Origin of the sequence: Haloferax sp. AB510, from assembly GCF_024136985.1 — an archaeon.
GTDB lineage: Archaea > Halobacteriota > Halobacteria > Halobacteriales > Haloferacaceae > Haloferax.
Genome location: NZ_JAMYJY010000116.1, coordinates 1 through 11,288, shown reverse-complemented (window position 1 = coordinate 11,288; position 11,288 = coordinate 1). Strand labels below are relative to the sequence as shown.

Here is an 11,288-nt window from a genome sequence, read left to right as displayed (position 1 = left end):
GGCCGGCACCGGTCGCCACGTCGAGCGCGCGGGTTGCGCCGCGGCACCACGACGCGAGCGTCTCGCGGTCCTCGCCGAGGCGGTGCACCTCGCTGTCGAAGTACGACTCGGCGGCGCTCCCGAACTGGGCGGCGGTTCGGCGTTTCTCGTCGCTCATGGCGCGGGATTCGCGCAGGCCGGTGAAAAAGGGACGCGAGGAGACAGATCGGGACGCGGGCGAAATTTCCTCGTTTCGTCGGCGCGCGGGGTGCGCGGCGGTCAGTGTGCGGGACGACGCTACGCCGCGTCAGCGTCCACGTAGTCCGGGCGCTCGGCGTACGGAATCGGGTCGCGCTCGCCGAGGTTCTGGAACGCCTGCAGGCGGAACGCACAAGAGTCGCAGGTGCCGCAGGCGGGTTCCTCGGCGCGGTAGCAGGACCACGTGTGTTCGAAGGGGACGCCGAGTTCGAGGCCGCGGCGGGCGATATCGGTCTTCGAGTCGTGGACGAACGGCACTTCCAGCGAGATGGTCGTGTCGGGTTTCGTGCCGACATCGACCATGGTCTCGAAGGCGTCGAAGAACTCGGGTCGGCAGTCGGGATAGCCCGAGTAGTCCTCGGAGTGCGCGCCGACGAAGACGGCGTCGCAGTCGTTCGCCTCGGCGTACGAGACGGCCATCGACAGGAGGTTAGCGTTGCGGAAGGGGACGTACGAGGTCGGAATCTCGTCGGCGTCCATGTCGGCGTCGGCGACGGCCATCGAGTCGTCCGTGAGCGACGACGCGCCGATCTGCTTCAGGTGGCTCGTCTCGATGTGGAGGAAGTCGCGGGCGTCGAGTTCGTCGGCGAGCGCGCGGGCGCAGTCGTACTCTTTCGACTCGGTCTTCTGACCGTAGGAGGTGTGGAGCGCGTAGATTTCGTAGCCGCGTTGCTTGGCCTCGTAGGCGGTCGTCGCGCTGTCCATGCCGCCGGAGAGGAGGACGACGGCGCGCTTCTCGTCGGTCGAATCGGGTTCGTCAGTCATGTGCGTTGGTGAAAGGGCGTGAGTTGGTTCGAAGCGGTTGCTCGACGATGCGAATCGGATCGCGCCGCGTCACGTCTCGGGCGCGTCGTTCCAGAGGTCGACGTGAAGTCGCGGCGTGTAGCGGTAACCGAACGTCGCAGCGAGGTCGGCGACCTCGGTCCGGGTGCGGGCGAGTTCGTCGCGGGTCTGTCCCTCGGGCATGAGCAGCACATCACTGTCGCGCACCTCGCGGTCGGCGACGCCGCGCACGTCGGCGACGAGCGACTCGATTTCGTCGAGGTCGTCGCGGCCGGTGACGACGAACTTCAGTTGGAACTCCGCCGCGTGTTCGACCAACGAGGCGAGCGCGTCGAGGTCGACGCGGGCGTTTTCGTGTCGCTCGATCCAGACGCCGGGGTCAACGTCGGCCGGGGCGTTCTCGGGCGTCGGCGTCGACGACGCGAGTTTCGGGCTGATGCTCGCGAGGTCGACCAGCGCGTCGGTTTCGAGCGTCCCGTTCGTCTCGACGGTCAGGTGGTAGTCGTCGGCGAGCGCCGACAGGAGCGCGTCGGTCTCGTCGTGGACGAGGGGTTCGCCGCCGGTGACGACCACGTGTTCGGGGGACAGCGACTCGACCTCGGCGACGATTTCGTCGAGGCCCATCCACGCGTGGGTCGGCTCCCACGAGGTGTGGAAGGAGTCGCAGAACCAACAGCGGAGGTTACAGCCGCTGGTTCGGACGAACGTGCTCGGGACGCCGGCGAGTTTGCCCTCGCCCTGGAGCGACGCGAACAGTTCGTTTATCGGGAGGCGGTCGCCCTCGGCGTCGGTGTCGTCACGGGCGACGGTGTCGGAGACGGGCATCAGAAGCCGGCGCAGAGTTCTGACGTCTCGCTGACCGAGACGGAGACTTCGGAGACGGTATCGGGGAGCGCCGCGAGCAGTTTCTCCTCGAGGACGACGGCCATCACCTCGGCCGTCGGCGGCGCGTCGAGAACGACCGCTCCGTCGGCGTCGCCGGAGCGCTCGAACGCCTCGACCAGCGGGTCGCCCGACTCGACGAGGAAGCGGTGGTCCCACTCGTCGATGACGTCGGTGACGACGCCCTTGTCGACGACCCAGCCCTCGTCGGTGAGGTCGCCGACGACGCGGACCGAAATCTCATAGTTGTGCCCGTGCGGGCGGCTACACTTGCCGTCGTGGTGGAGGAGGCGGTGTCCGGCGCTGATGCGAATCGGCCGGTCGCGACCGATGTGGAGGGCGCGCTCGCCTGCTCGGGACAGCGGGGTCTCGTCGTCGGCTTCCGCCGACCGTGCGTGTTTTAGTGTTCCCCGAGGCATACTCGGATATTATCACGAGAGTATATAATTCTCCTGTCTCGGCCCAGTCGGGCGAATGTCGAGTCCTGTCGGTCGCGGTCTATTCGGGGAGACAGACAGGATGCGGCCGCGCGGTCGGGCGCGGTGGGTGCGGTCGGGTGTGGTCAGTCGCCGTCAGGCGCTACGGCTGGTCGGCGATTGCCTCGCGCCACTGGTCGGGGACGCGGGTCGGGCGGCCCTCGTCGTCCATGGCGACCTGGACCGTCTCGCCGGTGGCGACGACCTCGCCCTCGTAGGAGAGCGTGTAGTAGATGGGGAAGCTCTTTCCGCCGGGCTCGCCGGCCTCGACTTCCACCTCGACGGTGCCGACGCTTTCGATGGGCGCGCGGTAGTCGAGTTCGAGGTGCGCGACGACGATGTGTGGGTCGGAAAGCGGGGTGTCCATTACCTCCTCGAAGAAGCGGACGCGGGCCTGCTCGCAGTAGGTCGCGTAGACGGCGTTGTTCACGTGTCCGAACGAGTCGTGGTCGCGGAACCGGACTTCCACCTCGGCGACGAAGCTCATTGCGGTGCGCGACACGGGCGAGGAGTATAGCACCGACGGTTTGTCTCTGGTGGGACCGGTGGACGAGAGGGCGGCGAGTGAACGAACTGGGACGGCTCAGTTCGCCGTCCGAACGGACTGGTCCGTGACAGTAGACTGCCGGCCGTGGAGTGCGACAGCCTTCCAGACGTTCGAACGCGAACCAGCGCGGACCATCTCGACGGGGACGCGAGCGCCCTCGGAGAGGGACGCCAGCGTGTCGCGGATGCGCTCTGATTCATAGGCCACAAGGTGGCGCGTTTCGTTCGTCTCGTGCAGTTCGACCGTCATCGTCTCGTGGTCGTTCATCTCGACGCGGACGTTCACCAACACCGGCGCGGACGCGAAGGTCACCATCACACTCACCTACGAATTCGCCCGGCATAAGCCGTTATAATACTGATATCTTCGGGTATGGACTCTACATAGACGACGAGAGAGCCACGACCGAGAGGGTGACAAGCAGGGGTACAGCCATGTCGAGTCGGGCCTAACGGCCGACCGATGGGCGACCCCGAGTCTCGACCCGGGCGCGACCCGGCCGGCCCGACCGTCACGGTCCGCGTCCGCGATACCGACGGCAAGCGCGTCACCGAACTCAGCGTCGAACGTGGGACCGTCCTCCGCGACGCGCTTCTTGAGGCCGGCATCTCGCCGTACGCGCGTCTCACGAAGCGTACGAACTGCGGCGGCCGAGGCCTCTGTGCGACGTGCGGTGTCCGGATTCGTGCTGGCGAGCCGACGGCCGACCACTGGCACGACGACCTCGCGGCGCGGTTCGGCTACCCGCGACTCTCGTGTCAGATTCACGTCGACGAGCCGATGATCGTCGAACTGGTCGAGAAGACGGTGTGGGGCGGGCGGGAATAGAGGGTGTTGTGGGCGAGACTAAGGGAGTGAACTGACCAGTACGAGAGAAGACAGTCCGCTCTCCCCGATTTGAACTCACTCGCAACGCTTCGCGTTGCTCGCTGCTCAAATCGGGTTGAGGAGTCCTTCACATTCAACACCGCTCGCTGCGCTCGCGGGTGTTGAAGTTCAGTCCGCTCTCCCCGATTTGAACCCAGTCAGACGACGCGTTCACTTCGTTCACGCGCTGCGACTGACCTGCTCAAACCGGCTCGACCGGATTTTGCAAGCAAAATCCGCTCTCCCCGATTTGAACGGGGGACAAGCCGATCTACAGTCGGCTGCTCTGCCAGGCTGAGCTAAGAGCGGTCAAGAGAATCTCAGTCTACGGTTAGACTTAAGAATTCTCATTCCGGGCGGCCAAGCGCCCGACGACGGCGCGATTACTCGTCGGACATCATCGACTCGGAACCGTCCGCAGACGCCGACTCCTCCCCGTCTGAGTTGGGGTCACCATCACTCGCCTCGGTGTCGAGGTCGTCAGAACTCGTCTCGCGGACGCGAATCCCCTTTCCGGCGAGGTGTTGCATCTGGCGCTGGGCGAAGTCCTCCTCGCTGGTCCCGCGGGTGGCAAGCACGTAGACGAGCGCGCTCCCCGTCGGACGCATGGTTCGACCGGCGCGCTGGGAGCCCTGCCGGCGAGAGCCGCCGAGCCCGGAGGCGACGATTGCGAGCCCGGCGTTCGGGAGGTCGATTCCCTCGTCGCCGATGCGGGAGATGACGAGCGTGTCGAGGTCGCCGTCGCGGAACGCCTTGAAATACGCTTCACGGCGGTGGTGACGGGTCTCGCCGCTGACGAACGGCACGTCGAGCGCCTCGGAAATCGCCTCGCCCTGGTCGAGATAATCGACGAAGACGAGCGCCTTCGAGTCGGCGTGGCGGGCGCGGAGCCGACGAATCTCGAATATCTTCCCGGGGTTCATCGCGGCGAGCATGTGCCGCTCGCGGCCGTCGCTGGACGCCCACTCGTTTCTGTCCATGTCGTCGCCCCAGCCCACGTAGCGAATCTCGACTTCCGGCTCCTGAACGTAGCCGGCGTCGAAGAGCTTCCCCCAGTCGGTGCCGATAGGCGGGCCGATGAGCGTGAAAATCTCGGCTTCCTTGTCGTCCTCGCGGATGGGCGTCGCCGACAGCCCGAGTCGGTGTTTAGACTGGAGGTCGGCGCTCCGCTGGAAGACGCGACTCGGGATGTGGTGGGCCTCGTCGTAGATGATGAGCCCCCAGCGACGCGAGTCGAAAAGCGAGCGGTGGCGGTCCATCCCAGCGGTCTGGTAGGTGGCTATGGTAACGGGTCGAATCTCCTTCGCGCCGCCGTGGTACTCGCCGATTTGGTCGGCATCGAGGTCGGTCGTCGAGAGGAGTTCCTCGCGCCACTGGCGGGCGAGTTCGCGACTCGGGACGAGAATAAGCGTCTCGCCGCCGACCGCGGCGAGCGCGCCGATACCGGCGATGGTCTTCCCCGCCCCGGGTGGGCCGACGAGAACACCGGCGCGCTGGTCGACGAAGCGGTCGACCCAGTCTCGCTGGTAGTCGCGGAGGTCGACGCCGAGCGTGACGTCGAGTTCCTCGCCCTCCTCGAGGTCGCGGTCGTCCTCGACGGGATAGCCTGCGTCGTAGAGGATGCGCTTTATCGCCGCGATTTCCTCGTCTCTGACCCACGCCTCCGTGTCCGAGATGGGCGCGTAGACGTGGTCGTCGTCGAGTTTCTGGAGCGCGACGTTGCCCATGAGGCTCTCGGTGGCCGCTTCGAGGACGGTGTAGCCCTCCTCGTGGGAGTAGAGGCGGAACTGGTGGGCGCGCTTCCATTGGTCTTCGACCCACACTTCGAGGTGCGGCGACCGCTCGGGAAGGACCGACCGAAGCATCGAGAGGAGCGAGTCGACGTCGTCGAAGGGCGCTTGCCACACGTCTTCCTGCCGAATACGATAGAGGTAGCCGCGGCCGCGACCCTCGCGGTCGCCGGTGGTATCGGCGAGGTGCGCGAACTGGGAGAGTCGCGCCCGCGTGTACTGAGTCGGGTTGTCGACGACGATTTCGCGACGCTTCGGGAAGAGGACGACCCGCTCGCGCGAGGCGAGTTCGCCCCACTCCGTCGGGTACCAGACGGTCGGGTCCGTCTCGACGTTCACCCGCTGGACCCGACCGGTGTCGGCGAGAGCGTCGAGTCCGTCCATCGCGTCCGCCTGCGAGACGCCGAGACGCCGCGCGACCTGTTGGGCGGTCACGACGGGTCGGCCCTCGGATTCGAGCGCTTCGTAGAACGACGCGAGCGAGACGCCGTCGTCGCCGTCGTCACCTTCGCTCGCCCCCTCGGTGGTGGTTGGCGACGCGTCGGTCGCGTCTGCCAGTCGGTCGAGCACGTCTGCGGAGGCGTCGGCCTCGTCGGTCTCGGCGTCTCCGTCGGGAGGACTCGGGTCCTCGTCCTCGGCAGTCATCGAAAGCGGGTACGGCCGCGACGGGGAAACGGCTTGCGACACCGAGAGCGACTCGAACTATCGAGAACGAGGCGGTTTCGCCTATCAGGACTATCGGGACGTACTCGACTGCGCCGGAGCCATCCGGTCGAACACGGATCTGAAGTCGTCGCTGACGGTGAGGAACTCCGGGAACTCCTCGAGCGTCCGGACGCCGTCGAGGTAGACGTAGTCGACCGGTTCGGGCGGAATCTCCTCAAACACCTGAACTGGACCGCGTTCGGTGAGGCCGACGAACGGACGTCCCTCGGGGTCGGTCTGTGGAGTCAGTTCGTGTTCGAGGTACAGTTTCGCCATCGCGAGCGCGCTCGCGAGCGGGACCTGTCCCGGGGTCAACTGCCACGTGACCCCGCGGTCTTCGTAGTGGACGGTGGTCACGTAACCGTCGTCGAACCGGAAGCAGTCGACTCGCTCTCCCGAACGAGACCACCGGGTCTCCGTCGAACGGGAGCGTTCGAGGGACCACTCTCGGTCGTCCCCGCGGCCCGACACGGCTTCGCTGAGGCGCACCCACACGCGACTGAGCGCACGCATACGATATCGGTTCGTTCCCCTGGGTAATTGCATTGACGCCACGCTAACGACACTGTCCGTCGCGGGAGAACGTTCCGAGCGTGGGCGAACCGGGGTGCACGTGAGTCGCATGCACACCACGTTTCCGGTGAACGAGAGGGCAAAAGTCGAGTCGTAGATATCGACAAAAGTCGATGCCGACAGTCGGTCGGCACCGGTCAGTTACCGACCCGTTCCCGTGGGAAGTACCACACCTCGCTTCCGGTGAATCGCAACTCCGCGTGAAACGGTCAGAGACACCACGTTTCCGGTGAATTGGTCGAAATATACGGGGATGAAGACCGGCCTCGACGGCGAGGCTACCTCGAACCGCGAGAGTTGAGATCGCCGGTCGAGACCGACGGCAGAAGGTCGCATCGGCTGAACATCGCATCGGCTGAACGTCGCATCGGTGATCTCGCTTCGAAGTCAGCCGATTCCCGAGTCAGCCGCTGCCAACCGACCGAGCGGAGAACGTAGCAGCGCTGACAGACACCACGTTTCCGGTGAAATGCGACACGGTGGGGGGAGGCAGTAATCACGTCGGAATCGGTGTCGGTCCGCTGGCGAGCCACGGGAACAGAGTCACGCGCACACCACGTTTCCGATGAACTGGCCCGAGCGTCTCTTGGTGGGAGGCGCGCCGAACAGTGGCCGTTGACGCCCGTCCCTTCTCCGTAGTTTTCGGCCTGGTCTGAATCGGTCCATTTATTACTAACACACCACGTTTCCGGTGAAATACGACGATAGAGGCGCGCTACTATCTATATCGACACAGGTCTCTGGACTGGTGTGAGACACCTCGTTTCCGGTGAGCGACTGGCCTGTGTCAACTACTGACGGTTAACTGATCACTTTCTCCGAGTCAGTGGCACGGGAGCTTACGTATAACAATAGTTAAATAGTTTATTTGTGTTACCGACCATTGATACACTCGCAAACAGGATAGTACTCGACACTCGAGTATCAGTCGACTCGAACGATACGTCTCAAGGCGCGTGTTTTCGGTGTTCTGGTCGTCTCTATCGATGCTTGCGAGTCTCTGAGAACCTGTGCTACCGGTCGTGTCGCCGGTTACCGCGGACGACGTTGATTGAACTCTGTTACGATGACAACGAGTACATTCAGCGTGGTCAGCACCGGTAATACCGGACTCTCGGGTTTTGTCTCCGTTTTTATCTCCGTTTTCGTCTTCGTTACTGGACGAGAGACGATCCGAGATTCCTCGACCCTCGCTGGGTTAGATAGACTCCCTCACACCGTGTTTCCGGTGAATCAATACCTCCATTTCGTGTGGACGGGAAACCGAGGTTCGTGGTCGTTCACCGGAAACGTGGTGTGTGTGTGCTGGGTCGAATGGTAAGTCCTTTCACCGGAAACGTGGTGTGTTGCGAACATGCCCAACGCCAGCGACGACCTCTTCACCCGGGAGGACCCCATCTTCGCCAACAAGGAGTTGTTGGAGATAAACCACCTTCCCGGGGAGGGTCGCATCGTCGGTCGTGACGACGAGATCTCGGATCTCGCGACCGCGGTGAACCCCGCCATCTTCGGGCAGAGCCCGAGCAACGTCCTTATCTACGGGAAGACGGGGACGGGGAAATCGCTCTGTGCGAAGTACGTCTCCCAGCGACTCGTCGAGACGGCCGAAGAAGAGGGAGTGAAAGCGACGTTCGCCTACGTTGACTGCGCGCAGGACACGACCGAGACGCAGGCCGTCCAGACTATCGCCGACAGCGTCAACGACACCGCGATTACCGGAATCAAAGTCCCCGACAAGGGGCTCTCGACGTCGACGTACTACAAACGACTGTGGCGCATCCTCGATTCGCTGTACGACGTTGTCCTCATCATCCTCGACGAAATCGACAAACTGAGCGACGACGACATCCTCATGCAGCTCTCGCGGGCGGGGGAGGCCGGCAAGATCGCCGGCTGTAAGCTCGGCGTCATCGGAATCAGCAACAAGATTCAGTACAAAGACCGGATGGACGAACGGGTGAAATCCAGCCTCTGCGAGCGTGAATTCGTCTTCCCGCCGTACGATGCGAACCAACTTCGCGACATCATGGACGCACGCAGCGACGCGTTCCGCGACGGCGTGTTGGACCCGTCGACGATTCCACGGGCCGCGGCGCTCGCCGCTCGCGAGCACGGGGACGCACGGAAAGCTATCGACATCCTGCGGTACGCGGGTGAGATCGCCCAGTCTATGGGCGCGAGCACGGTCAGAGAGAACTTCGTCACGCAGGCGCGACAGCGCGCGGAGACCGACCGCTTCCGCGAGTTGATTCGCGGGTCGACGCCGCACTCTCGATACGTGTTACAAGCGCTTGCTATCCTCTCGCTTTCGAACCAACAGCAGGACGGCTTCCGGACGAGTCGCGTCTACGAGGTTTACGAGAACATCTGTCGGCAGCAGGGTTCCGATAGCCTCTCGCTTCGGCGGGTCCGCGACCTGCTGAAAGAACACGCCTTTCTCGATATCATCGAACAGTCGAAACACAGCGGCGGAAGTGCGGAAGGAAGCTACACCAAGCACCAACTGCTCGAAGATCCGGACGTAGTGAAAGACGTCCTCATCGAGAACGCCGACACCTGACGGGGAATCAGGGTGCCGACCGAAAGCACGTAAGGGCCGAATCGTCTAGTGGGGGACGCTGCACCGCTGCAAGTACGTCTCTGTCGAGCGACCTCTTATATTTTATTGCAATTGGATGTGATTGGAATTATCACGTGTGACCGAGTCGGTCACGCCACCGGTTGTCGAGGGCGAGTCACAATTCGAGTTGCTCGAGCGGGATCGATGTCGAACAGACGGATTCGTACAGGCTCTCGACCCACGAGACGACCTCCGGGGCGTCACCGTCGACGAGGGCCGTCAAGTTACCGTGTTTGTCGTAGGCGGAGACGACCCCGTGGCCATCGACCAGTAAGAGGCCGAAGTCGAGGTTCTCGTCGGTGACTCGGAGTTCGAACTGGTCGAGGACCTGCGCGCGCTCGAACGACTCGGGGTAGGCGTCCATCGACCGTTCGAGGACGTCGCGGTCGACGACGAGTTCCATCCGCGTGTCTGGGGCCAATACGTCTTTGGCCGACTCGTTGAACACCCGACTCACGATGGGTGTGACGCCGCGGAAACGGTCGACCGGCTCGTTTCCGACGATGGACAGGTATCTGTTGAGCGGTGCGTGAGGGTCGTTGTCGGCAGCGGTGGTGATGTTCATCTGGCTGAGGACGTCAGGGGGTGCGCCCTCACAGATTTCCGCGGCGTTCGCCAGGAACTCGCTCATCCGGTCGGCGCACTCGACCGTACTGATGAACTCCGCGTACTGGTCGTGGACCATCACACCACCCGCGGTGAGATGATAGACTCCCTCGGTCTTTTTGACCCACCCGCGGTCACAGAACCCTGCGAGTGTCCGCTGTGCCGTCTCCCTCGCACAGTCACAGATGTCTGCGAGGTCAGTTGGTCGGCGCGGCTCGACTGCCAGCGCTTGGAGAATAGCCTCCCTGCTTTGCGACCCGACGAGGAACGCAACGTCCTCCCGCGCACTCATGTGCCATCCGTTGGACTGTTCCGTATTTTACACTTTCGGGTGTTCAGGTCCGTATACGGCGAAAAATCGATAGTTCGGGAGCGTCTATCCGAGCAGTCCGAGCGCGTCGATGCGCTCGACGATCTCTTCGACTGCGGTTTCCGCGTCGTCGGTCCGCTTTCCACCGGTAATGACGATTTTCCCGGAACCGAAAAGCAGGATGACGACTTTCGGCTCGTCCATCCGATAGACGAGGCCGGGGAACTGCTCGGGCTCGTACTCGACGTCTTCGAGGCCGAGACCGATAGCCAGCGCGTTCAGGTTCAGGTTGTGTCCGAGGTCCGCGCTGGAGACGATGTTCTGGACGGTTATCTCTGGCTCGTCATCGACGGGAATCTTCAGCTCGCGGAGCTTGTCGAAGATGATTCCGAGTGCGTCGTGCACGTCGTCGATACTCTTTGCGCCCGTGCACACGATCTTCCCCGAACGGAAGATGAGCGCAGCGGCTTTCGGGTCCTGGGTGCGATAGACGAGGCCCGGGAAGTTGTCCGGGTTGAAATCTGCACCGGGGAGGTCGTCGGCGAGGGCTTCGAGGTCGAGCTCCTGACCGATCCCGGTCGATGCGACTACGTTCTGAATCTCGATGGAGTCTGCCGGCCCACTCATTGCTCGCACGTGAATCGTACCTCCGGCCTTATAAAGCGACCCGTTATAAACCGACTTCAACGGGTCGATTCTATCGACACCTCGCACGCACGCGAAACTAATACATTGATTTCTCGCTCAGTCGAATTGATGTCACAATTGACCGCGCGTGAAGTTATGGCACGCCTCGTGTCTATTTTTCTCACAGAGCCACTAAATCAACGGGGTTAAATGTATCCCCGGCATTCGGATTAATGCGAAGAAGCGCACGGGGGCACTCCCCCCG

General features: G+C 63.3%; 11 protein-coding genes, 1 tRNA gene and 1 pseudogene. 2 read left to right on the top strand and 11 right to left on the bottom strand.

The features are described from left to right. From NKF06_RS21175 to NKF06_RS17420, 6 genes and pseudogenes are all read right to left on the bottom strand, one after another. Positions 1 to 157: pseudogene (locus NKF06_RS21175) on the bottom strand (SAM-dependent methyltransferase); the annotation flags it as partial. Positions 158 to 276: 119 nt separating this feature from the next. Continuing rightward, complete coding sequence (gene queC / locus NKF06_RS17440) at positions 277 to 1,002, bottom strand: 7-cyano-7-deazaguanine synthase QueC (protein ID WP_253246134.1); 726 nt, start codon at positions 1,000 to 1,002, stop codon at positions 277 to 279. A gap of 69 nt (positions 1,003 to 1,071) precedes the next feature. Next, a complete protein-coding gene (locus NKF06_RS17435) occupies positions 1,072 to 1,845 on the bottom strand; it encodes a 7-carboxy-7-deazaguanine synthase QueE (RefSeq protein WP_253246133.1) in 774 nt (257 codons plus the stop codon). Then, positions 1,845 to 2,321 (bottom strand): 6-pyruvoyl tetrahydropterin synthase family protein, encoded by a 477-nt coding sequence (locus NKF06_RS17430; RefSeq protein ID WP_058827747.1) that lies wholly within the window; start codon positions 2,319 to 2,321, stop codon positions 1,845 to 1,847. Before NKF06_RS17430 ends, NKF06_RS17435 begins: the two co-directional genes overlap by 1 nt. 160 nt (positions 2,322 to 2,481) lie before the next feature. After that, positions 2,482 to 2,865, bottom strand: coding sequence for a thioesterase family protein (locus NKF06_RS17425; RefSeq protein ID WP_253246135.1), 384 nt, complete (start codon positions 2,863 to 2,865; stop codon positions 2,482 to 2,484). A gap of 96 nt (positions 2,866 to 2,961) precedes the next feature. Continuing rightward, entirely contained in the window at positions 2,962 to 3,240 is a 279-nt protein-coding gene (locus NKF06_RS17420) for a hypothetical protein (RefSeq protein WP_058827745.1), read from the bottom strand. 147 nt (positions 3,241 to 3,387) lie between these two features. Here NKF06_RS17420 and NKF06_RS17415 point away from each other — a divergent pair, with 147 nt between their 5' ends. After that, positions 3,388 to 3,753 (top strand): 2Fe-2S iron-sulfur cluster-binding protein, encoded by a 366-nt coding sequence (locus tag NKF06_RS17415; protein WP_253246132.1) that lies wholly within the window; start codon positions 3,388 to 3,390, stop codon positions 3,751 to 3,753. A gap of 274 nt (positions 3,754 to 4,027) precedes the next feature. On the opposite strand, the gene NKF06_RS17410 is transcribed toward NKF06_RS17415, so the two are convergent. The 3 genes from NKF06_RS17410 to NKF06_RS17400 form a co-directional block, all read right to left on the bottom strand. Then, positions 4,028 to 4,101: transfer RNA gene (locus NKF06_RS17410), tRNA-Tyr, on the bottom strand. A gap of 74 nt (positions 4,102 to 4,175) precedes the next feature. Continuing rightward, the gene (locus tag NKF06_RS17405; protein WP_253246131.1) at positions 4,176 to 6,227 is read right to left on the bottom strand and encodes a DEAD/DEAH box helicase; all 2,052 of its coding nucleotides are present in this window, start codon (positions 6,225 to 6,227) and stop codon (positions 4,176 to 4,178) included. Positions 6,228 to 6,317: 90 nt separating this feature from the next. Beyond that, positions 6,318 to 6,800: a hypothetical protein gene (locus NKF06_RS17400; protein WP_058827742.1), complete on the bottom strand. Its 483-nt coding sequence runs from the start codon at positions 6,798 to 6,800 to the stop codon at positions 6,318 to 6,320. Between the two features lie 1,414 nt (positions 6,801 to 8,214). On the opposite strand from NKF06_RS17400, the gene NKF06_RS17395 reads away from it, so the two are divergent. Continuing rightward, positions 8,215 to 9,420 (top strand): orc1/cdc6 family replication initiation protein, encoded by a 1,206-nt coding sequence (locus tag NKF06_RS17395; protein ID WP_058827741.1) that lies wholly within the window; start codon positions 8,215 to 8,217, stop codon positions 9,418 to 9,420. 175 nt (positions 9,421 to 9,595) lie between these two features. On the opposite strand, the gene NKF06_RS17390 is transcribed toward NKF06_RS17395, so the two are convergent. Both NKF06_RS17390 and NKF06_RS17385 read right to left on the bottom strand, forming a co-directional pair. After that, entirely contained in the window at positions 9,596 to 10,165 is a 570-nt protein-coding gene (locus tag NKF06_RS17390) for a hypothetical protein (protein ID WP_309142154.1), read from the bottom strand. Positions 10,166 to 10,462: 297 nt separating this feature from the next. Further along, the gene (locus tag NKF06_RS17385) at positions 10,463 to 11,023 is read right to left on the bottom strand and encodes a TATA-box-binding protein (protein WP_004041616.1); all 561 of its coding nucleotides are present in this window, start codon (positions 11,021 to 11,023) and stop codon (positions 10,463 to 10,465) included. Positions 11,024 to 11,288 lie beyond the last annotated feature (265 nt).

Bases quoted from the DNA above. Each gene is read 5' to 3' on its own strand.
- queC (WP_253246134.1), bottom strand. From the start codon at position 1,002: ATGACTGACGAACCCGATTCGACCGACGAGAAGCGCGCCGTCGTCCTC.
- NKF06_RS17435 (WP_253246133.1), bottom strand. From the start codon at position 1,845: ATGCCCGTCTCCGACACCGTCGCCCGTGACGACACCGACGCCGAGGGC.
- NKF06_RS17430 (WP_058827747.1), bottom strand. From the start codon at position 2,321: ATGCCTCGGGGAACACTAAAACACGCACGGTCGGCGGAAGCCGACGAC.
- NKF06_RS17425 (WP_253246135.1), bottom strand. From the start codon at position 2,865: ATGAGCTTCGTCGCCGAGGTGGAAGTCCGGTTCCGCGACCACGACTCG.
- NKF06_RS17420 (WP_058827745.1), bottom strand. From the start codon at position 3,240: ATGGTGACCTTCGCGTCCGCGCCGGTGTTGGTGAACGTCCGCGTCGAG.
- NKF06_RS17415 (WP_253246132.1), top strand. From the start codon at position 3,388: ATGGGCGACCCCGAGTCTCGACCCGGGCGCGACCCGGCCGGCCCGACC.
- NKF06_RS17405 (WP_253246131.1), bottom strand. From the start codon at position 6,227: ATGACTGCCGAGGACGAGGACCCGAGTCCTCCCGACGGAGACGCCGAG.
- NKF06_RS17400 (WP_058827742.1), bottom strand. From the start codon at position 6,800: ATGCGTGCGCTCAGTCGCGTGTGGGTGCGCCTCAGCGAAGCCGTGTCG.
- NKF06_RS17395 (WP_058827741.1), top strand. From the start codon at position 8,215: ATGCCCAACGCCAGCGACGACCTCTTCACCCGGGAGGACCCCATCTTC.
- NKF06_RS17390 (WP_309142154.1), bottom strand. From the start codon at position 10,165: ATGGTCCACGACCAGTACGCGGAGTTCATCAGTACGGTCGAGTGCGCC.
- NKF06_RS17385 (WP_004041616.1), bottom strand. From the start codon at position 11,023: ATGAGTGGGCCGGCAGACTCCATCGAGATTCAGAACGTAGTCGCATCG.